The organism is Phytohabitans flavus, from assembly GCF_011764545.1.
Classification (GTDB): Bacteria; Actinomycetota; Actinomycetes; order Mycobacteriales; family Micromonosporaceae; genus Phytohabitans; species Phytohabitans flavus.
Genome location: NZ_AP022870.1, coordinates 3,523,466 through 3,542,938 on the forward strand (window position 1 = coordinate 3,523,466; position 19,473 = coordinate 3,542,938).

Consider the following 19,473-nt stretch of genomic DNA (forward strand, 5'->3'; position numbering starts at 1 on the left):
GAATACGGTATGCAATGTGTGGGCCGACAACGAAGCCGCCCGCCGCCTCGGGGAAAGGCGGCGGGCGGCTGGACCGAGATAGCTACGGGCGAAGCTGTGCCAGGGAGGCGACCGCGACCCCGTGCGCGTACTGCTTCGAGGCCGCGTCGATGAGCGGGCTGAAGTCGTACTGGATGAGCATCCCGTGCTGGAAGAGGCCTAGTCCGCCGGCGGATGCCTGGCCGACGTACGTCCGGGTGACGGTGTCGTACGGGCCGAAGCAGAAGAACCCACCGTCGAGCCAGATCGGGTCGTGGTAGTTCATCCAGAATTCCTCGTTGACGCCGTACGGGGTCCCCATGCAGTACGGCTGCCACTGGGTCTGCACCCGGGTGAACGCGTTGACGAGCAACGACTTCAGCTCGGTGACGCTGAAACGCGCCTGGGCCCTGGCGATCAGCGCGATCGGCCCGATGGCGCCGAGCAGGATGCCGATCTGGTTCTTCGCCGTGGCGTTGGTGACCGCGTTCCACAGGGCGTCGATGAGCGTCACGCACCTCGTCACGTCCTGCGCCCACAGCTGCTTGAGGTCGAGCGGAAACTCTTCGATGTCGGCGAGCTCGAGCACGTGGTGCCGTACGCAGCCGGTCGCCTCGGCCACCGCCAGTGCGTCCGCGTGCGCGTTGATCGCGTCCCGGGAGGCGTTGACCGCGCCGATGATCTGGCTGGTCGCCTGTTCAAGGGTCAAGCCGCCGTTCTGCGAGCTGTTGAAGTACGCGTACGCCGATGCGGCGAACTGGATGATCGCGGCCACCGTGGCCGGGTCGACGGCCGCCTGGGCCGGTCGGGCTTTGGCCGGCACGACGAGCCCGGTGGCCAGCACCGCGGCGGCCACCCCCGCCACGAGCCGCGTGCGTAGTCTTCCCAACGTCTGCCTCCCTAGTTGTCCATGCTTCGCAGTACCGCCCGGGCCACCGCCCAGCTCGTGCCCGCGCCGGCCGCCTCCAGCAGCGACTCCTCGGTGTACGGGCCTTCTCGCCAGTGGCCGAAGTACTGGTAGTCCTGGAAGACGAGCTGCCGGCCGTCGGGCGCGGTGCAGGTGTGCACGACCTGGTAGATCGACGGGTGCGGGTCCAGGTCACCGGGCGAGGGCGTGCAGGTCGGTTTGATTTGCTCGACGATCGACTGCAGCGCGTCCCGGTAGTGGCTCATCAGCGTGGTCGTGCCGAACCCGGCCTTGGTCCGTGCGGCCAGCGCGATCGGGTAGAGCGTACTGATGGCGAACCCGAGGTCGTTGCGGGACTTCCGGTCCGTCATGGCGTTGAAGACGCTCGCGGCCACTTCGGCGTCCTGGGTGACGGCCATCGTCCAGTTGCGGAGCGTGGTCCTCTCGAAGATCTGGATGTCGTTGAACTCCACGATGTGCGCCCGCGCGGCGCCGAGCCAGGGCGCCGAGGCGAGCGCGTCCATGTGCGCGAGCACCACCGACTCGGCGCCGTCGACCGCGCCGATCGCCTCGGTCACCAGCTGGGCGATCTCCTCCGGCGTGAGCGCGCCGTCGTCGCTGAACAGCTTCAAAAGCTGGATGACGGTGGTGCCCACCCGCTGCACAGGCACCGTGCCGTCGGTAGCGTGCGCCGGCGTCGCCGTACCCAGAACAGCCACCACGACCGCCAGCGCGGCGGCGACAAGCTTGCGTCCCATGGCGATTCCCCTTTCCGCAGAATCGGCGGACGCGGATAGCGTGGCAGCGCGCGAATGCCCTGTCTTCGTCAGCCGTGACAATCCGAATGCGTGATCGCGCAGTGTTCGCTTGTCACTTGTGATGAAGCGAGGAATCGACGCTAGACTCTGAGTCCTGGGCGAAGTAGGGACGGCTGGACTCTCGAGGCAGGGGCCTTCAGTGGGAGACCTGTTCCACCAGCTCGGCAGGCACGTCGACCGCAACGCCCGGCGCGCGGTCCGTCTGTACCAGCGCGAGCTGCCCGAATTCCGCCGGGTCGACTGGTCCAGCGGCGGGCTCGCCGCGATGCTGGACTTCGCCGTGATACTCCGCCGCCGCACCACCGCGCTCGCGGCCGAGGGGCAGCCCTTCACCGACGACGACCTGCGGTACATGGAGTCGGTCGGCCAGGAGCGCGGCGGGCGCGGCATCTCCGCCGGTGCCCAGCGCCAGGTGCTGATGCTGCACTCGACGCTCACCCTCCAGGAGATCCGCGAGGCGGCCGGGCCGGACGACATCGACGACGTGATGCGCATGCTGCGGTGGCTTGGCCCGCAGGGTGCGGCCGCCCAGGACGCGTACACGCGGGGCTTTCTCGCGGGGCAGCGCCGCAGCGTGCCGCTCGCGTCGCGGATACAGCGCCTCACGCTCGCACTGCTGCACGACGACCCCGCCGCCGGCCAGCTCGCCCGCGACCTCGGCATGTCCCACCACGGGCAGCACCTGGTCACGGTCGTCACCATCCACGGCGACACGAGGCGCCTCACCGGCAAGGTACGCGCCGCGACCGTCGAGACGCTCCTAACCACCCATCGCACGCCGATGATGTGGCGCGAGCCGGCGGAGTTCGTGCTGCTGACCCCCACGCCGGACGCGGCCGGGCCGGTCGCCGCCCCGGACCACGAGACCGCCCTCGCGGTGGTCCGCAAGCTCGCCGACGCCGTCAGCCGCCCCCTCTCGATCGGCGCCGCCGCCGGTCCCGCCGGCAAGCTCGCCGAGACCGCCGACCTGGCCCGCCGCATCAGCGGCGTCGCGCCCGCGCAGCCGAGACCGGAGTGCCTGCACACGGTCGCCGACGTCCTCGTCGAACTCGCCGTCTCGCAACTGCCCGCGGTCGACCGCTGGCTCGACGACCTGACCCGCCGGCTAGCCTCCGGCCCCAACCTCGTCGAGACGCTCGCCGCCTACTACGACAACGACATGAACCGCCTCCGCACCGCGGCCGCCCTCAACATCCACCCGCGCACGCTCGACTACCGCATCCGCCGCACCCACGACCTGCTCGGCTTCCACCCCGCCACAGCCCGCGGCGTCCGCCTAATCGGCGCCGGCATCGCCCGCGCCCTCTCCCCCGCCCCAACTGAGCCCACTCCCGCTCCGTCCACAACGGACTCCTTCAACCGTAAAGATTTGAGCTACCGCGATGTCCGCGGTGGTCCGGACCGCTGCTCCCGCGGCCTCACCCCCGCGCCTGGTCGCGCTTACCCCATTTCTTGCCTCCGGCGCGGATCTCCGGCCTCCGGGATGGGGGAAGTGCCGAATCTTGGGCGCCCAACCGTCTTTGGATGCGTTTCCCGTCGCCGTGGCGCAACAAACCCAAAGGTCACACGCGTTGCGCTTGATCGGGGGTATAGGTGGAAGCCATCCGGCAGATCGTGGTATTTCACTGTCCCCATAGCGACAGTTCCGTACCACGATCTGCTTTCGCCGCCCAGGCGTCGTCCCGGAGGGCGGGGATCCCTGCCGAAGGCAAAGGTTGTGAAGCGCGGAGGGTGAGGCCGCGGGAGCAGCGGTCCGGTCCACAGCGGACGTCGCGGTAGCTCAATCTCTATTGTGGATTGACCTGGTGCGGCGGCGCTTCGGCCGTCGCTTCCGCGGGCCTAGCCGACGTGCCCAGCCCGCCCGGCGGCGTGGTCGTAGGTCCGAAGCGCGGAGGCGGGCCGTAGATGGCGGCGGCTCTCAGGGTGGGTCTGCGTAGCGGGTGGCTAGTGCGGTGGCGCGGTTGTGCAGGGCGGTGCGCAACGATTGCGGGGCCAGGGCTTCCGCGCTCGTGGCGAGCTGCCACAGTGCCCACTCGGCGTGTCGTGAGTCTTGGTAGGTCACCTCGAGCCGCAGCCAGCCGTCTGCCTCGGGCGCCTCGGCGCGGACGGCCAGCGCGTTGCTCAGCAGGTCTTCCCGCCGCGCTGGGTGCACCCGGACCTGCACGGTGATGTGGCCGTCGGACAGGAACTGTGTGCGGCGTTCCTGCCAGACGCGGTCCAGGTCGACCTGGTCTGGTCGTTGTGCGGGCTCGGGGAGCTCCTCGGCGGCCAGCACCCGCGACAGGCGGTAGGTGCGGTCCGCGCCGGATCTCGTGGCCAGCAGGTAGCCCCGGTCGCGGACGGTGACCAGGCCTATGGGGTCCACCGTGCGCCACTGTGGTGCCTGGCCGGTGGCCGCGTAGTGGATGCGCAGCTTGTGTCCGGCGAGCACCGCGCGCCGTACCTCGATCATTGTCGTGTCCGGCACCTCCTCGGTGACCTGCCGGCGTGAGAGCAGGTCGGTCTCCGGCTCGACAAGAAATCGCTGGGCCGCGTCGCTCGCGGTGGCCCGATGGCTTTCGGGCAGTGCGTCGACCACCTTGCGCATGGCCGAGGCGAGCGCCGAGCCGAGGCCGAACACCTGCTCGCCGCGCGCCGATCCGGCGGCCAGCAAGGCAAGGGCCTCGTCGTGGTTGAGCCCGGTGAGCTCGGTCCGGAAGCCCGGCAACAACGCGAACCCGCCGTGCCGGCCGCGCTCGGCGTGGACCGGGACGCCCGCCGCGGACAGCGCCTCGATGTCGCGCAGCACGGTGCGGGTGGACACCTCCAGCTCGCGGGCCAGCGTGTCCGCGGTCAGCCGACCGCGCTGGCGCAGCAGCAGCACCAGCGAGACCAACCGGTCGGCGCGCACGCGAGAACTTTACTGGAATACACGACACAGGGTGTCGTGATTTGTTGGGAGGCTCCTCAAGACGACGCCAAAGATCGAATGGAGTTCATGTGGCAATGGAACGAACGGCAGTCAACCCGGTGACGTGGTCGGTGGAGATGGGGTTCAACCAGGGTGAGGTGGTCTCCGGGCACGCCCGGACGCTCTACTGCTCCGGGCAGACCGCGATGAGCGGCGACGGCAAGCCTCAGCATGACGGTGACATGGCAGCGCAGTTGGCGCTGAGCCTCGACAACCTGGAGGCCGTGCTCGGCGAGGCCGGCATGTCCCTGGCCAACCTCGTCCGGCTCAACGTCTACACGACCGACGTCGACCTGCTGTTCCCGCATTATGGCCTGCTGGCGTCGCGGTTGGGTGCCGCCGGGGTGGCGCCGACCACCACGATGCTCGGGGTGACACGGCTGGCGATCCCCGGCCAGATGGTCGAGCTTGAGGGCACCGCCGTCGCGTAACGCGAACCCGTCGCCTCCGCTGCTCGTGCCGGTCGACCCGGTACGAGCAGCCGGGGCGACCTCACCCGGCCGGTAGAATCATCCGCGTGGATCTGGACGACACCGCCGCCCGGCTCGGGGTGCCCGTCGAGGAGGTCGACCGCGTGCACCGGCTCGCCGGCGACCGGCCGTCGGCCCCGCTGCCCGCCAAGGCCGACGCGCCCGCGATCCTCGACCGGCTCGCGGTGCGGCCGGACGACGCCGCCGAGATCATGGCGGGCTGGCCCGACCCCGACTCCCCACTGTGGACTGTGGAGCTGCGCTGGCTGCTCGACCGCTCGATCGCCCTGGTCCGCGCCGATCTCGGGGGCCACGAGTGGCTGCCGCCCGGTCCGGAGCTGCCGCGCGAGCGGGGTACGCCTGGCGGCATCTCTACGTGTACGCGTACCTGGCCCTGGTCGACGTCGTCATGGGGTACCACCGCGACCACGGCGTCGCCGATGCCGTGTCGTGGGCGAGCCTCGCGGACCTGGGCCGCAACCTCGCGATCGACCGGCGGATGCATCGTGAGGGCTGGCCGGTCATGCAGGGCTGGCTGACGCTGCACGCGCGCGGCGCCATCTACGAGCTGGGCCGGCTCCAGTACCACCGCGGTGGCACCGCCATCGACCTGCACATCCCCGAGTCGGGGCCGATGACCCCGGAGGCGGTCACGGCGTCGCTCGACGAGGCCCGCGCGTTCTTCCCGCGCCACTTTCCCGACGAGCGCTACGCGGACTTCGCCTGCGGCTCGTGGCTGCTCGACCCGCAACTGCGGGAGTACCTGCCCGAGGACTCCAACATCGTCCGCTTCCAGCAGAGGTTCGAGCTGGAGCCCTACGAGGAGCCGCAGTGGCTGGACGCCGACGTCGAGGTGATGCGGTTCGTGTTCCGCACCCTGACGGCGCCGCTCGACCAGCTGCCGCGCCGCACCACGCTCCAGCGCGCGATCGTCGACCACCTGAAGGCCGGCCGCCACTGGCAAATCCGCCGCGGCCACCTCCCCATCTGATTGACGTTCGCCATGCCTAGGATCATCGTGGTGGGCGCGGGCATCGTCGGCGCCTCGGTGGCCTATCACGCCGCCCGGGCCGGTGCCGTCGTGACCCTCGTCGACGCCGGGCGGCCGGGTGCGGGCGTGACGGCAGACTCGTTCGCCTGGATCGGAGCGTCCGGCGTCCGCACCGGTCGGGCCGCCGCGCTGCGGTTGACCGCGACGCAGGAGTACCACCGGCTCGAGGCCGAACTCCCGGGACTCCCGGTGACCTGGTCCGGCTCCCTGTCCTGGGGCACGACGGACAGTGCGCCGGAGGCGGGGCCCGGGCAGGAGATTGTGGACGCGGCCACTGCGGCGACGCTCGAGCCCGCCCTGCGGCAGCCCCCGCGGTGGGCCGTCTGGGCGCCCGGTGACGGCTGCGTCGACCCGGTGGGCGTGACCGAGCGGCTGGTCGCGGGTGCCCGCGCCCACGGCGCCCAGGTCCATCCGGACACCCCGGTCACCGCGGTCCGCCGGGACGCCGCCGGTCGGGTTGTCGGGGTCGAGACGGCCGCAGGACCCCTATCCGGTACGACTGTGGTGCTCGCGGCAGGGGTAGCCACGGCCGCGCTGGCCGCGCCGCTGGGCGTACGCGTCCCGGTCGACCCGTCGCCGGCGACGCTCTCCCGGCTCCGCGCTCCGGCCGGTCTGGTCCGCACCGTGGTCAACACCCCGGACTTCGATCTCCGGCAGGTCGCCCCGGACCGGCTGGTCGCCGCCGCGGACTCTCCCGAACGGACTCTCGCCGCCGTCCCGTCCACCTTCCGCGGCGCCGCGAACGTCGAGCTGCTCAGCACCCGAGTCCGCCTACGCCCCATGCCGGCCGACGGCGAGCCGATCGTCGGCCCGGTCGCCGAGGTGCCCGGCCTCTACGTGGCGGTGCTGCACTCCGCGGTCACGCTCGCCGCGGCCGTGGGCCGCCTGGTCGCGCGGGAGCTGGTCGACGGCGCCGTCGCGCCGATGCTGGCCGGCTGCCGTCTCGACCGCTTCTAACCGGGGCGCGAGCCGCGCGCCGCCCGGCGCGAGGCCGGCGGTGGGGTGGTGTATCGCGGAGGGTGAAGCCGCGGGAGCAGGCCGTCAGCCGGCGTCCAGGGCGGGGCGGATCGAGGTGAACATGTCCTGCGAGGCTCGGCTCGCGGACAGCGTCGCCAGCCATTCGCCGCAGGACTGCCAGGGGCTCAGGTCCGAGGCGCCGCCGCGGACGACCGAGGGCCCTTCGCCGTAGTGGGCGGCGGCCCCCTGAGCGAGGTGATGGTAGCCGTCGAGGTAGGTGTCGGCGCACCGTTCGGTCAGGGAGCCCATCGCGGCCAGGCCGAAGGCGTTTTCGGTGGCCGCGACATCGTTTTCGTCGTCGAAGCGGTCCAGCAGGTCGTCTTCGTCCACAATAGAGTTTCCGGCCCAGGTGAGGGTGGTCGTGCCGGCGCGCGCGGCGTACTCCCACTCGGTCTCGGTCGGCAGGCGGAACGGCAGCGCCTTGAGCAGCGTCTCCAGCGGCTCGTCCTCGAGCCGGGCGGCCAAGCCCGGGTCGCCGGGCCGGTCGGCGTAGTCGTCTTCGTAGTCCGGCAGCCACTGCCTGACCTGCGCGATGGTCAACGGGTGGCGGGCCAGCAGGAACGCGCCGACGGTGACCGGCCGTACCGGGCGCATGCGGTCAGCGCCGTCGAGGAAGGCGCTGACGTACTCCGTCTCGGCGCCGGCCGCGATGTTTTTGAGTGCTTCGGCCTCGGCGTCGGACAGGCCCATCGTGAACGTGCCGGCCGGTACCAGCCGAAACAGCACTCCCGATGCGTCGTGCCGCCACGCGGGGCGTCCAGAGATGACGAGGCTGCTGAACTCGGGTCCTGGATCGAAGCTCACGGCCGGCAGAATATCGGCAATTGGCTAGCCCGCACCGATTGTGCGGCAGGAGTGCGACGGCGTGTCCTGAGTGGACGGGCCGCTAGCCTCGGGCGGCGGCGGCGAGCACCTCGGCGACCACCCGGTCGGCGGCGTCGGGGCGTCCGTGCTCGGCCGCTGCCCGCGCCATCGCGACCCGATGCGCCGGGTTGGCCAGCAGCCCCCTGATCGTGTCCCGCAGGCGGTCCGGCGTGGCCTCGTCGCCGTCGAGCATGATGGCCGCGCCCTTGGCCGCCAGGGTCCGGGCGGCGATGCGCTGTTCGCCGCCGGCGGAGTACGGGTACGGCACGAGGACGCAGGTCTTGCCGAGCGCGGTGAGCTCCGCGACCGTCCCGGCGCCACTGCGGGCCACCACGATGTCGGCGGCGGCGAGCACATCCGCCATCTCCTCGTGGATGAAGTCCAGCACCCGGTACCGGTGTGCGAGCGCGGGCGGCAGGCCGGCCGCGACCTGCCGCATCTCGGCGATGTCCAGGCTGCCGCACTGGTGGACGACCTGGCAGTACGGCAGGATGTCAGGCAGCACCGCGGTCAGCATCTGGTTGACCTGGCGTGCACCGGTCGCACCGCCGGTGACCAGGACGAACGGCACCGCCGGGTCCAGGCCGAAAGCCGCCAGGCCCTTGGCGCGGTCACCGGCCAGGATTTCGCTCCGGATCGGGTTTCCGGTCACCACGCTCCGGCTCCGCGCGCGAGCCGGCACGTGGTCCAATGAGGACTCATGGCTGAGCAGGACCCGGGTGGCGAACCGGGCCAGGATCCGGTTGGCGAGGCCGAGGCTCAGGGTCTGCTCGTGCAGCAGGTACGGCACGCCGAACAGTCGCGCGGCGAGACCGATCGGCACCGAGACGTATCCGCCGGTCGAGAGCACGACAGCCGGTTTGGTGCGGCCGACGATGGCCACGGCCTGGAGCACACCGAAGGGGATCCGGAACGCGTCGACGAAGTTGCGGAGCAGGTCACGGGGGTTGGTCGAGCGGCGCAGCTTGCCGGTGACGATCGCCCGGAACGGAACGCCCGCCCGGGTGGCAATCTTGGCTTCCAGACCGTTTTGCACACCGACCCAGAGCAGCTCCGGCTCGGTGCCGCTCTCGGCGAGCCGGGCCCGCAGCGTCGAGATCGTGGTCAGAGCCGGATACGTGTGACCGCCGGTGCCGCCTCCCGTCACGATCATGCGAAGACGGTGGAGGTGGCTGGCGCTGTAGAGGGACATGCGGCTTCCGAGAGTCGCGGACACGAGCGGACGAGCCCCGCCAGTCTACGGGTCGGTGGCCGGAGGGAGTCAGCGGACGGGCCCCGGTCGCGTTGTCAGCCAGGCTGGAGGCGGCCGAAGCGGCTGCGGTGGAAGACCAGCGGTGAGGGGTCGGTCAGCCCGGTACGGACGGCGTGCAGGCGCAGCAGGACGATGGTGTGGTCGCCGGCGGGCATCTCGTGGTGGATCGTGGTGTCGAACTGGGCCAGTCCGTCGTCGAGGGTGACCGCCCCGTCGGAGGTCGCGGTGATGGCCAGTCCGTCGAACCGTTTGCCGACGTCGCCGGCCAGCTGGCGGGCGACGGTGGAGTGGTGGTCGGCCAGGATCGTGACGCCCAGATGCGCCGCGCGCCGCAGGTCGGGCCACGTCTTCGAGGCGTTGGCGATGGAGAACGACACAAGTGGTGGGTCCAGGCTCACCGAGGTGAACGAGCTCGCCGCCAGGCCGACCGGAGCGCCGTCGACGTGGGCGGCGACCGCTACCACCCCGCTGGGAAAGATGCCGAAGACCTCCCGCAGGCGGCGGGGGTCGAGATCCTGGTTGGTGCGTAGCGTGGTCACCGGGCTGCCTCCTCCCGGGTCCGTAGGAAGGCCGCGACGACCGGGCTCGTGGCGGCGAGCCAGTCGGCGTAGGCCGCGGGGTCGTCGTGCTGCCGGTCGATGACGAACAGGCCCCGTCCGGGTACCGTCGCGCCGATCTCGGTGAGCACCGGCCGCAGCGTGAGCTCCGCGGCCAGGTGGTGCTGCGGTGCCGCGCCGAGCAGCAGGGGGACGGCGAGGCCGCGCAAGCCTGTACCGCCGGCGAACCTGTCGAGGAAGAGCTTGAGCAGGCCGGTGTAGGTGCCCTTGTAGGTCGGGCTCGCCACCACGACGAGGTCGGCCGCACCGACCTCGGCCACCAGGTCGGCCACACCGGGGTCCGCCCAGTCCAGCAGGGCCGGGCCCAGGGTGGCCAGGTCGATGGTCAGGTCCGGCTCGCGGCCGGCGAGCTGCCGCGCGACGTACGACGCGGCGTGGAGCGTGCGGCTCGCCGGCCGGGGGTTTCCGACCACCACCGCCACCCGCGCGCTCACCGCGTCACCGCCGCGCCGAACGGCACCGAGGCCGACAACGCCCGGGCGGGCGCTGGGTGGTGCCAGAGCCCTCGGCGGGACAGCTCGGGCAGCACGCCCTCGCCGAACCTGTAGGCCTCCTCCAGATGCGGGTACCCGGAGAGCACGAACTCGGTGATCCCCACGTCGACGTACTGCTGAATGAGGTCGGCGATTTGCTGGTGGCTGCCGACGAGGGCGGTGCCGGCGCCGCCGCGCACCAGCCCGACACCGGCCCACAGGTTGGGGTGGATCTCCAGTCCGTCCTTGGTCCCGCCGTTGAGGGCGAGCATCCGCCGCTGGCCCTCGGACTCGCTGCGGTGCAGGCCGGCCTGTACCTCGCGGATCTGCTTCTCGGATATGCCGGCCAGCAGCCGGCCGGCCTCGGCCCAGGCTTCCTCCGCGGTGTCCCGGGCGATGCTGTGCACCCGGAGGCCGAATCCGAGGGTCCGGCCCTCCCGCTCGGCCCGCTCGCGCACCCGCCGTACCTTCTCGGCGACGGCGGCCGGCGGCTCACCCCAGGTCAGGTAGACGTCGACGTGCCGGGCCGCCACGTCCAGCGCCGCGGGCGACGACCCACCGAAGTAGACCAGCGGCGCCGGATCGGGCAGCTGGGCCAGGACCGCGTCGGAGAGCTGGAAGTATTCGCCCTCGAACTCGACGGGCTTGCCCGACCACAGCGCGCGGACGATGTCGAGGAACTCCCCGCACCGCTGGTAGCGGGCGTCCTTGTCGAGGTAGTCGCCGTACATCCGCTGCTCGTGGCTCTCGCCCCCGGTGACCACGTTGAGCAGCAGCCGGCCGCCGGAGAGGTTCTGGAAGGTACCGGCCATCTGCGCGGCGAGGAACGGTGAGGTGAGGCCGGGCCGGAACGCGACGAGGAACTTCAGCCGCTCGGAGACGCTGCTCAGCATGGCGGTGGTGATCCAGGCGTCCTCGCACCAGGCGCCGGTCGGGGTCAGGGCGGCGTCGAAGCCGAGCTGTTCGGCCGACCGGGCGATCTGGCCGAGGTACGCGACGGAGGCGGGACGCCCGCCCGAGCCGGCGGGGGTGCCGTGGCCGCCGCCGACGATGTGCCGGCCGTCGCCGCCGTTCGTGGGGAGGAACCAGTGGAACTTCAGGTCGGTCATGGCTGAGCCTCCTTTGCCATGCCCTTCTGGCCCTCGCGTGCGAGGTCGCGGGCTGGTGCGGCATGCTGCCGCTCGGTGCAGTCGGTCATGGCTGAGCCTCCTTTGCCATGCCCTTCTGGCCCTCGCGTGCGAGGTCGCGGGCTGGTGCGGCATGCTGCCGCTCGGTGCAGTCGGTCATGGCTTACACCTGTCCGTGGTTGGGGGGTGGGGTGCCGTCGACGGCCCAGCGACCGAGGTGCTGGATCTTCCACACGGCGGGGTCGTGGAGGGTGTGGGTACGGGCGTTGCGCCAGTGCCGGTCGAGGCCGAGGCCGGCGGCGGCGGACCGGGTTCCGGCCACCTCGAAGAGCCGGCTGCTCGCTTCGAGGGCCGCGTGTGTGGTGGCCGCCCGGGCCGCGGCGACGGCGACGGAGGCGGCCGCCGCTGAGTGCGCGGTCAGGTCGGCGTTGGCGCGGTCGATGGTGCGGGCGGCCTCGGCCAGCAGTGCCTCCGCCCCGCGTACGGCCAGCTCGATCTCCCCGAAGGCCCGCACCACGAGGGGGTCGTCGGCCGCCCGCTCGACGTTCGCGTCCGGGTAGGGCCGGCTCTTCTCGCGTACGAACGACGCGGCGTCGGTCAGTGCCGCGCGGGCGATGCCGGCGTCGATCGCCGCGTGCAGTACCTGTGCGAACGCGCCGTAGGTCTGCGGCCCCTCGAAGGTGAGCGCGTACGGCGTGACGAGATCGTCGGGTACGGCCACGTCACGCAGCACCACGGAGCCGCTGGCGGTGGTGCGCTGGCCGAGCCCGTTCCAGTCGTCGACGACCTCGACACCCGCGGCGTGCCGGTCGACCCAGGCGACGTGCAGTGGACCGTCGGGGCCCAGGTGCGCGAGTACCGGTATGCGGTGGGCCAGCAGCGCTCCGGTGGCGTAGAACTTGCGGCCGTCGAGCCGCCAGTGCCCCGGGCCGTCCTCGGTCAGCGTGGTCCTGATGTCGCGTACGTGGCGGGTGTTCGCCTCCGACTGGGCGTTGCCGAAGCGGTGGCCGGCCAGCACCTCACCGAAGAGCAGCTTCTGCTGGGCGTCGGTGCCCTGTAGCCGCAGCTGGTTGACGTAGACGAAGTGGCTGTGCGGGATCTGGCCGATGTTGGGGTCGCCGACCGACAGCAGCCGGAACACCTCCGCCACCGTCTCCACGGGCAGGTCGGCCCCGCCGTGCCGGGCGGGGACGGTGATCGCCAGCAGCCCGGACTCGCTGAGCCGGTCGACTTCGGCCAGCGGCAGGATGCGTCGCGCGTCGCGTTCGGCGGCGTCCTGGGCGAAGCCGGCGGCGAGTTCCGCGGCGACAGCGACCGCCTCGGCCGAGGCGAGTACGGGTACGCCGGTCATGTCGACCTCAGCCGTGGCACGGCGGTGAGAAGTCGCTGCGTGTACGGGTGTCGCGGCCGTTCGAAAACATCGTCGGCGGTGCCGTGCTCGACGACCCGGCCGTCCTTCATGACGAGGATCCGGTCGCTCATGTGGTGGATCACGCCGAGGTCGTGGGAGATGAACAGGTAGCTCACGCCCAGCTCGTCCTGTAGGTCGGTGAGCAGGTCGAGCACCTGGGCCTGGATCGAGACGTCGAGTGCGGAGGCCGGCTCGTCGCAGACGATGACCGACGGCTCCGGGGCCAGCGCGCGGGCGATGGCGACCCGCTGCCGCTGCCCGCCAGAGAGCCGCAGCGGCGCCGCGTTCAGGTGGTGTTCGCGGAGCCCAACCTGCTCGAGCAGGCGTACCGCGCGCTCCCGGGCCTCGGTCTTGGTGCTCGGCGGGCGGACGGCGGTGGCGAGCGCGTCGGTCAGGATCTGGCCGACGGACCAGCGCGGGTCGAAGGAGCTGAGCGGGTCCTGGTAGACCACGCCGATCTGCTTGCGTAGCGGTCGGCGCTGGGCGGGAGACAACGCCGACCAGGGTGCGCCGTGCAGCAGCACCTCCCCTCGGTGGCCGGGAGGATCGCCAGCGCCATCCGGGCCAACGTGGTCTTGCCCGAGCCGGACTCTCCGACGATGCCGAGCGTCTCGCCGCCGAACAGTTCGAAGGAGACGTCGTTGACCACCGTCCGGTCGACCTTGTCGGGGCCGCGGAACACCTTGGCGAGGTTGTGCGCCTGGAGCACCGGCCGGTCGCGGTCGACCGGCCGGCGGACACGGACGGCCGGGCCGGTCAGCCGGGAGCCTCGGGTGTGCTCCGAAGGGATCGCGTCGAGCAGCAGCCGGGTGTACTCGTGCCGCGGCTCGTAGAGGACCTGCCTGGCTGGGCCGTGCTCGACGATCTCACCGTCCCGCATGACCGCGACCTCGTCGGCCATCCGGGCCACGACGGAGAGGTCATGGCTGATCAGGATGATCGACGTGCCTCGTTCCTTGGCGGCGGCGAGCAGGTCGAGCACCTGGGCCTGCACGGTGACATCGAGTGCGGTGGTCGGCTCGTCGGCGATCAGCAGCGGTGGGTCCAGGGCGATGGCCGAGGCGATGAGCGCGCGCTGGCGCAGGCCGCCCGACAGCTCGTAGGGCCGCTGGAGCGCTTTCACCTCCGGCTCCGGCACGCCGACCGAGCGGAGCAGCTCGACCGCCTTCGCGGCCCGGGTGCGGCGGGTGCCCCAGCCGTGCAGCCGCAGCGGCTCGGCCACCTCGTCACCGACCCTGCGGAGCTGGTCCAGCGAGACGAGCGCGTCTTGAAGGATGAAGCCGATGCGGCTGCCGCGCACCCGGCGCCAGGCCCGCTCGGAGGTGTGCAGCAGGTCGGTGCCGGCGAGGTCGAGCCGGTCGGCGGTGACCCGGGAGCGGGCCCCGGTCAGCCCCACCAGGGTGCGGGCGGTCACGCTCTTGCCGGACCCGGACTCGCCGACGATGGCCAGGCAGCCGCCCGGCCGGGCGGTGAACGAGATGCCTTTGACGACTTCGGTACCGGCGAAGGCGACCCGCAGGTTCTCCACGTGCAGGAGCGAAGCTGTACCGGCTCGCCGATCCACCCGGTCTTCGAGGCGGGTGTCCACTGTGGTCATCGGGCGGCTCCTCCGAGTCGGTTCTGCAGGGTGCGGCCCAGCGCGGTCACCGCGAGCGTCACCACGACGATCACGAGGCCGGGCAGGATCTCCAGCCACCAGGAGGTGGTGATGTGGAGGCGGCCCGCGTCGAGCAGCGCGCCCCATTCCGGGCTCGGTGGCGGGACGCCCAGGCCGAGGAAGGACAGCCCGGAGGCCCACACGATCGACTGGCCGACGCCCAGGGTGAGGACCGCCACGAGCGGTCGCATCGCGTTCGGGAACAGGTGCCGGCGGATGACCGCGAACCGTGAGTGTCCGAGTGCCGCGGCCGCCTCGATGAAGCCGGCCTGCCGTACGGCGAGGACTTGGCCGCGGACCATCCGGGCGTAGCCGGGCGCCGACCCGATGCCGACGGCGATGATCTCGGTGTACAGGGACGGCCCGCGTACGGCGATGACCAGCAGGGCGAGAAGCAGGGCGGGGAAGGCGAAGGCGACTTCGAGCACTCGGGTGATCGCCGCGTCGACCACGCCGCCGAGCAGGGCCGCGGTAAACCCCAGAACGATGGCGATCAGGAACGCCAGCGCGGTCGCACCCAGGCCGATCCCCAGAGATTGGCGGGATCCGTAGATGACCCTGGTGAGCAGGTCCCGGCCGGCGTCGTCGGTGCCGAACGGGTGCTGCCAGGACGGCGGTTGCAGGGCCGAGGCCAGGTCGATCGCGGTGGGGCTGCGGTCGGTGAGCAAGCCGGGTGCGATCGCCGCTATCAGGACGAGGCCGACGAACAGCAGGGACAGAGCGGTCCCGATCGAGAGCGGTGCCCTCACCTTTACCTTGGTGATCATCGCTACCTTGGTGATCATCGCGCCGCCGCCAGCCTGGGGTCGATCACCGCGTAGGCCAGGTCGACAAGCAGGTTGGCGACCACGTACACGGCCGCGACCACCAGCACGATGCCCGACACGGTTGGCAGGTCGCGGGTGTTGACCGCGGTGACCAGCACCTGCCCGATCCCCGGCCGGCCGAAGATGTTCTCGGTGATGACGGCGCCCGAGACGAGGGCGCCGAGCGCCCAGCCGGACAGCGTGATCGCCGGCAGTACGGCGTGCCGCAGGACGTGCCGCAGCCGTACCCCAGGTCGGACATCCCCGGGTGCGGGCGGTGGTCACGAACGGCTGCTCCAGCACGTGTACGAACTCGTCGCGGGTCACCTGCCCGAGGAAGCCGGCGAGCGGGATCGCCAGTGTCAGCACCGGGAGTACGGTGCCCAACGCGGTGGTGCCTCCGATGATCGGGAACAGGCGGAGCTGTACCGCGAAGACCACGAGCAGGACGACGCCGACCCAGTAGTGCGGCAGGCTGGCCGTCAACGCCTCCCAGGCGCTCCCGAGGCCGGACAGGATCCGGCCCCGCTTGACGGTCAGCAGCGTCACCCCGAGCGCCAGCAGCCAGGCGACCGCCAGCGCCGCGACCGTGAGGGTCAGGCTCGGCAGCAGCTGCCCGAAGATCACCTCGGTCACCGGCCGCTTCTGCGTGTACGACGTACCGAGGTCACCGCGGAAGAGGCCGGTGACGTAGTCCAGGTACTGCGCCAGGATCGGGTCGTCGAAGCCGTACTTCTCGTTGAGCGGAGCCAGCTCCTCGGCCGTCCACTTCTTCTCCTGCCCGGTTTGCAGGTTCATCAGCGTGGTGGCCCGGTCGCCCGGCACCGCCAGCTGGGCGAAGAAGGTGACGGAGGCGGCGGCCACGATCACGACCACCGAGGCCGCCACCTTGAACAAGATCCGCTTCACTCTCATCGCGGTCTCACTTCGTGAAGTACGCGTCGGTGAACACGGGCTCGCCCTGGCTCTTCTCGAGCCAGACGTCCTTGAGGTTCGGCGCGATGGCGTATGTGGAGTTCTGCGTGTAGAGCCCGATGCCCGCCGCGTCGTCCTGGATGAGCTTTTGCGCCTGGCCGTAGAGGGCGCTCGCCTTGGCGGCATCCGGCTCGCCGTTTGCCTGCTGGATCGTCTGGGAGAGCGCCTCGTTGTTGTAGAACGACCGGTTGTTCAGGTTCGGGTTGTCCTTTGTGGAGGGCCGCCAGACGATCCACAGGATGGCGGAGCTGGGGCTGGTCCAGTAGGACGGCGTGGCGTCGAACGTGCTCGGGTCGGAGTACTTGCCGCCCCACAGTTCGGCCTGGGTCGCCGGGACCAGCTTGATGTCGAAGCCGATCTGCTTCCATTGCTCCTGAAGGACTTGCAGTACCGTGGCGCCTTCGTGGGTGAAGATGAACCCGGAGCCGTAGACGAGCTTGATGGTCAGCGGCACGCCGTTCTTGGTCCGGAACCCGTCGGCGTTCTTCGCCGTCCAGCCGGCCTGGTCGAGCAGCTGGTTGGCCTTGGCGGGGTCGTAGGCGTAGGCCTTGGCGACCTCGGCGTCATAGCCCGGCGTGGCCTGGCTGACCGACGGGTTGCCCTCGTAGGGGATCACGCCGTGGAAGCCCGCCTCGACCGCTGCCTTCCGGTCGGCGCCGTACGCGAACGCCTGCCGGACGAGCTTGTCGCTGAACGGCCCGACCTGCGTGTTGATGAAGAAGGACACCGGCTTGCCGGGCGTGATGTAGCGGATGGTCTGGTACCTCGACTGCGCGTCCTTCCAGTTCACCGTCGGCACCTCGTAGACCACATGCGACTCGCCGGTGCTCAGTGAGGCGTAGCGGGACACGGCGTCCGCGACGAACTTCCAGCGCACCTCGTCGACGATCGCGGGGCCCTCGTGTTTCGCGGTGGCCGGCCAGGACGTGTAGTCGGGGTTCTTGGTGAGTACGACCTCTTCGCCGTGCTTCCACTCCTTGACGACGAAGCCGCCCGAGCCGATCGGCTTCTCGCAGTTCTCCTTCTCGCCTCGGCTCTCGAACGCCGTCGGCGACTGGATGCCGAAGTAGCCCTGGGTGATGAGCGGGAGGAACGGCGGGTACGGCTCGTGCAGGCTGATCTCGACGTGTGTCGGGTCCAGTGCCTTGGCCGCCTTGTAGTACGGGTCGATCGACACCTTCGCGGTACCGTTGCCGCCCTTGTTCTCCCAGTAGTCGAAGTTCCAGGCGACCGCCTCCGCGTCGACCGGCGTGCCGTCCGTGAACTTCACGCCGTCCTTGAGGGTAAACGTGTACTTCGTGCCGTCCGGCGACACCGACCACTGCGTCGCGAGCCAGGGCTTGACGCTGCCGTCCTCGGCCATGGTCACGAGCCCGTCGAGCACCTGGCGGGAGATGTACGCCTGCTGGATCCAGCCGCCGAAGATGCACGGCGGCTCCTGCACGTGGCCGTAGATGATCGTGCCGCCGGTCGTCGGGGTCCCGCCGGACGCGCCGGCGCTGCTACCGCCGCCGCACGCGGTGAGCGCGAGGAGTGCGGCGCCAGAGAGGGCAGCGAAGGTCCTTCTCATCTCTATGCTTCCTTCTGTCGCTGGTCAGGCATTGAGTGACACGGGGTCCGCGATGCCGGTCACCGGCAGGTGGGCTCCGCCTCGGTACCGCGTGGCGAAGTGCCGCTCGGGCAGCCGATCCCCCTCGCCGAAGATGCGGTCGCGCAGGGACTCGTGCTCGTCGTACTCACGGCGCAGGCGACCGCGCTCGCGCAGGACGGGCGCGACGAGCTCGATGAAGTCGCGGGCGGTTTCGTGGGAGTGGTACTGGAGCAGGTTGATCCCGTCGATGCCGACCTCGTCGAGCCAGCGCTCGATCTCGTCGGCTACCTGCTCGGGGTTGCCGACGGCGAGCAGCGGCTGGCGGCCCAGGTCGCCGAAGCCCGCCGCGAACTCGCCCACGGTCTGCTCGGGATCGAAGGTGCGCCAGCGGCCGACCCCGCCACCGTCGCCGGCGACGTCCTTGAGCTTCGCCTCGGGCGGGAGGGCGGTCGGGTCCCAGGGCAGGCTGGCGTGGGCCAGGTAGCCGTCGGCGCTGGCGAGTTCCTGGTAGCGGGCCAGCTTCGCCTTGGCCTCGGCCTCGGTGGGTGCCACGATCACGCCGGCGATGGTGACGAAGCGGACGTCGTCGGGCCGCCGGCCCGCCGCGACCGCCGCCTGCCGGATGCCGGCGATCGTCTTGCGCAAGCTGTCCGTGTCAGGTCCACCGGTGAAGACGACCTCGGCGTGCTTGCCGGCGAACTTCGTGCCGGCCGCACTGGCGGTCGCGGTGAACAGGACGGGGGTTCGCTGCCGGCTCGGTGCGGGCAGGTGCGGCCCTTCCACCTTGAACCACCGGCCCTCGTGGTGGATCGGACGGATCTTCGCGGGGTCGGCGAAGACCTTGCCGTCGCGGTCGGCGACGATCGCGTCGTCGTCCCACGAGCCCTCCCACAGCTTGTAGAGGACATCGAGGTACTCGTCGGCCATCTCGAACCGTTTGTCGTGCTCGACCTCGCCGTCGTGCCCGAAGTTGCGGGCGGCGTTGGGCAGGTACGACGTGACGATGTTCCAGCCCACTCGACCCTTGGTGAGGTGGTCGAGGGTGCTGATCCGTCGTGCCCACGCGAACGGCGGCTCGTAGGTGGTGGAGAAGGTGATGCCGAAGCCGAGGTGCTTGGTGACGGCCGCCATCGCCGGTACCACGGACGCGGGGTCGTTGTTGGGTATCTGGAGGCCCTCGCGGATCGCGGTGGCCGCCGACCCGCGGAACACGTCATACGTGCCGACCACGTCGGCCAGAAAGACCGCGTCGAAGCCACCCTCCTCGAGCAGCTTGGCCAGCTCGATCCAGTACTCGATGTCGTTGAACCGCTCGCGGTTGTTGTCGGGCAGCCGCCACAGCCCATGGGTGATGTGGCTGACGCAGTTCATCTCGAAGAGGTTGAGGATGAGGCGTTTCCTGCCGCTCACGGGCGGCCTCCTTCGGCATTCACGGACGCGAAGGCGCCGCGGTAGGTGGGGGGTGTTTT

Annotated in this window: 17 protein-coding genes and 2 pseudogenes; 5 read left to right on the top strand and 14 right to left on the bottom strand. The window is 70.9% G+C overall.

Annotated elements, in window-relative coordinates:
* Window positions 1-82 precede the first annotated feature (82 nt).
* Together Pflav_RS15380 and Pflav_RS15385 are read right to left on the bottom strand one after the other, a co-directional pair.
* Entirely contained in the window at window positions 83-907 is an 825-nt protein-coding gene (locus Pflav_RS15380) for a hypothetical protein (protein WP_173036786.1), read from the bottom strand.
* An 11-nt stretch (window positions 908-918) separates the two neighbouring features.
* On the bottom strand, window positions 919-1,683 hold the full coding sequence (locus Pflav_RS15385; protein WP_173036787.1) for a hypothetical protein: 765 nt from the start codon (window positions 1,681-1,683) through the stop codon (window positions 919-921).
* A 199-nt stretch (window positions 1,684-1,882) separates the two neighbouring features.
* Here Pflav_RS15385 and Pflav_RS15390 point away from each other — a divergent pair, with 199 nt between their 5' ends.
* A complete protein-coding gene (locus tag Pflav_RS15390) occupies window positions 1,883-3,478 on the top strand; it encodes a PucR family transcriptional regulator (RefSeq protein ID WP_173036788.1) in 1,596 nt (531 codons plus the stop codon).
* Window positions 3,479-3,661: 183 nt separating this feature from the next.
* Here the strand turns inward: Pflav_RS15390 and Pflav_RS15395 are convergent, their stop codons facing one another.
* On the bottom strand, window positions 3,662-4,633 hold the full coding sequence (locus tag Pflav_RS15395; protein WP_173036789.1) for a helix-turn-helix transcriptional regulator: 972 nt from the start codon (window positions 4,631-4,633) through the stop codon (window positions 3,662-3,664).
* A gap of 95 nt (window positions 4,634-4,728) precedes the next feature.
* Here Pflav_RS15395 and Pflav_RS15400 point away from each other — a divergent pair, with 95 nt between their 5' ends.
* The 4 genes and pseudogenes from Pflav_RS15400 (at window position 4,729) to Pflav_RS15410 (ending at window position 7,171) form a co-directional block, all read left to right on the top strand.
* On the top strand, window positions 4,729-5,124 hold the full coding sequence (locus Pflav_RS15400; RefSeq protein WP_173036790.1) for a RidA family protein: 396 nt from the start codon (window positions 4,729-4,731) through the stop codon (window positions 5,122-5,124).
* Window positions 5,125-5,539: 415 nt separating this feature from the next.
* Window positions 5,540-5,659: pseudogene (locus Pflav_RS45580) on the top strand (acyltransferase domain-containing protein); the annotation flags it as partial.
* Between the two features lie 27 nt (window positions 5,660-5,686).
* Window positions 5,687-6,154 (top strand): hypothetical protein, encoded by a 468-nt coding sequence (locus Pflav_RS45585; RefSeq protein ID WP_232072682.1) that lies wholly within the window; start codon window positions 5,687-5,689, stop codon window positions 6,152-6,154.
* A gap of 12 nt (window positions 6,155-6,166) precedes the next feature.
* A complete protein-coding gene (locus tag Pflav_RS15410; RefSeq protein WP_173036791.1) occupies window positions 6,167-7,171 on the top strand; it encodes an NAD(P)/FAD-dependent oxidoreductase in 1,005 nt (334 codons plus the stop codon).
* Window positions 7,172-7,255: 84 nt separating this feature from the next.
* On the opposite strand, the gene Pflav_RS15415 is transcribed toward Pflav_RS15410, so the two are convergent.
* From Pflav_RS15415 to Pflav_RS15465, 11 genes and pseudogenes are all read right to left on the bottom strand, one after another.
* Window positions 7,256-8,035 carry a formylglycine-generating enzyme family protein gene (locus tag Pflav_RS15415; RefSeq protein WP_232071444.1) on the bottom strand — a complete coding sequence of 260 codons (780 nt, stop codon included), beginning with the start codon at window positions 8,033-8,035 and terminating at the stop codon, window positions 7,256-7,258.
* A gap of 82 nt (window positions 8,036-8,117) precedes the next feature.
* Window positions 8,118-9,287 (bottom strand): UDP-N-acetylglucosamine--N-acetylmuramyl-(pentapeptide) pyrophosphoryl-undecaprenol N-acetylglucosamine transferase, encoded by a 1,170-nt coding sequence (locus Pflav_RS15420; protein ID WP_173036792.1) that lies wholly within the window; start codon window positions 9,285-9,287, stop codon window positions 8,118-8,120.
* Window positions 9,288-9,382: 95 nt separating this feature from the next.
* Window positions 9,383-9,886, bottom strand: a complete 504-nt coding sequence (locus Pflav_RS15425; protein ID WP_173036793.1) for a flavin reductase family protein — start codon at window positions 9,884-9,886, stop codon at window positions 9,383-9,385.
* On the bottom strand, window positions 9,883-10,398 hold the full coding sequence (locus tag Pflav_RS15430) for an NADPH-dependent FMN reductase (RefSeq protein ID WP_197938570.1): 516 nt from the start codon (window positions 10,396-10,398) through the stop codon (window positions 9,883-9,885). The genes Pflav_RS15425 and Pflav_RS15430 overlap by 4 nt, the downstream gene beginning before the upstream one ends.
* Entirely contained in the window at window positions 10,395-11,546 is a 1,152-nt protein-coding gene (locus tag Pflav_RS15435; protein WP_173036794.1) for an LLM class flavin-dependent oxidoreductase, read from the bottom strand. Before Pflav_RS15435 ends, Pflav_RS15430 begins: the two co-directional genes overlap by 4 nt.
* Window positions 11,547-11,727: 181 nt before the next feature.
* On the bottom strand, window positions 11,728-12,915 hold the full coding sequence (locus tag Pflav_RS15440) for an SfnB family sulfur acquisition oxidoreductase (protein ID WP_173036795.1): 1,188 nt from the start codon (window positions 12,913-12,915) through the stop codon (window positions 11,728-11,730).
* A complete protein-coding gene (locus Pflav_RS48715; protein WP_415624385.1) occupies window positions 12,912-13,046 on the bottom strand; it encodes an oligopeptide/dipeptide ABC transporter ATP-binding protein in 135 nt (44 codons plus the stop codon). The genes Pflav_RS15440 and Pflav_RS48715 overlap by 4 nt, the downstream gene beginning before the upstream one ends.
* 174 nt (window positions 13,047-13,220) lie before the next feature.
* A pseudogene (locus tag Pflav_RS15445) lies at window positions 13,221-14,572 on the bottom strand (ATP-binding cassette domain-containing protein); the annotation flags it as partial.
* The gene (locus Pflav_RS49280; RefSeq protein WP_197938571.1) at window positions 14,569-16,353 is read right to left on the bottom strand and encodes an ABC transporter permease subunit; all 1,785 of its coding nucleotides are present in this window, start codon (window positions 16,351-16,353) and stop codon (window positions 14,569-14,571) included. The pseudogene Pflav_RS15445 and the gene Pflav_RS49280, both read right to left, overlap by 4 nt.
* A 7-nt stretch (window positions 16,354-16,360) precedes the next feature.
* Window positions 16,361-17,983, bottom strand: a complete 1,623-nt coding sequence (locus Pflav_RS15460) for an ABC transporter substrate-binding protein (protein ID WP_173036797.1) — start codon at window positions 17,981-17,983, stop codon at window positions 16,361-16,363.
* A 24-nt stretch (window positions 17,984-18,007) separates the two neighbouring features.
* Window positions 18,008-19,414, bottom strand: coding sequence for an NtaA/DmoA family FMN-dependent monooxygenase (locus Pflav_RS15465; RefSeq protein WP_197938572.1), 1,407 nt, complete (start codon window positions 19,412-19,414; stop codon window positions 18,008-18,010).
* Window positions 19,415-19,473: the final 59 nt, after the last annotated feature.

Bases quoted from the DNA above. Each gene is read 5' to 3' on its own strand.
- Pflav_RS15440 (WP_173036795.1), bottom strand. From the start codon at position 12,915: ATGACCGGCGTACCCGTACTCGCCTCGGCCGAGGCGGTCGCTGTCGCC.
- Pflav_RS15410 (WP_173036791.1), top strand. From the start codon at position 6,167: ATGCCTAGGATCATCGTGGTGGGCGCGGGCATCGTCGGCGCCTCGGTG.
- Pflav_RS15400 (WP_173036790.1), top strand. From the start codon at position 4,729: ATGGAACGAACGGCAGTCAACCCGGTGACGTGGTCGGTGGAGATGGGG.
- Pflav_RS15435 (WP_173036794.1), bottom strand. From the start codon at position 11,546: ATGACCGACCTGAAGTTCCACTGGTTCCTCCCCACGAACGGCGGCGAC.
- Pflav_RS15420 (WP_173036792.1), bottom strand. From the start codon at position 9,287: ATGTCCCTCTACAGCGCCAGCCACCTCCACCGTCTTCGCATGATCGTG.
- Pflav_RS15385 (WP_173036787.1), bottom strand. From the start codon at position 1,683: ATGGGACGCAAGCTTGTCGCCGCCGCGCTGGCGGTCGTGGTGGCTGTT.
- Pflav_RS48715 (WP_415624385.1), bottom strand. From the start codon at position 13,046: ATGAGCGACCGGATCCTCGTCATGAAGGACGGCCGGGTCGTCGAGCAC.
- Pflav_RS15460 (WP_173036797.1), bottom strand. From the start codon at position 17,983: ATGAGAAGGACCTTCGCTGCCCTCTCTGGCGCCGCACTCCTCGCGCTC.
- Pflav_RS45585 (WP_232072682.1), top strand. From the start codon at position 5,687: ATGCAGGGCTGGCTGACGCTGCACGCGCGCGGCGCCATCTACGAGCTG.
- Pflav_RS49280 (WP_197938571.1), bottom strand. From the start codon at position 16,353: ATGAGAGTGAAGCGGATCTTGTTCAAGGTGGCGGCCTCGGTGGTCGTG.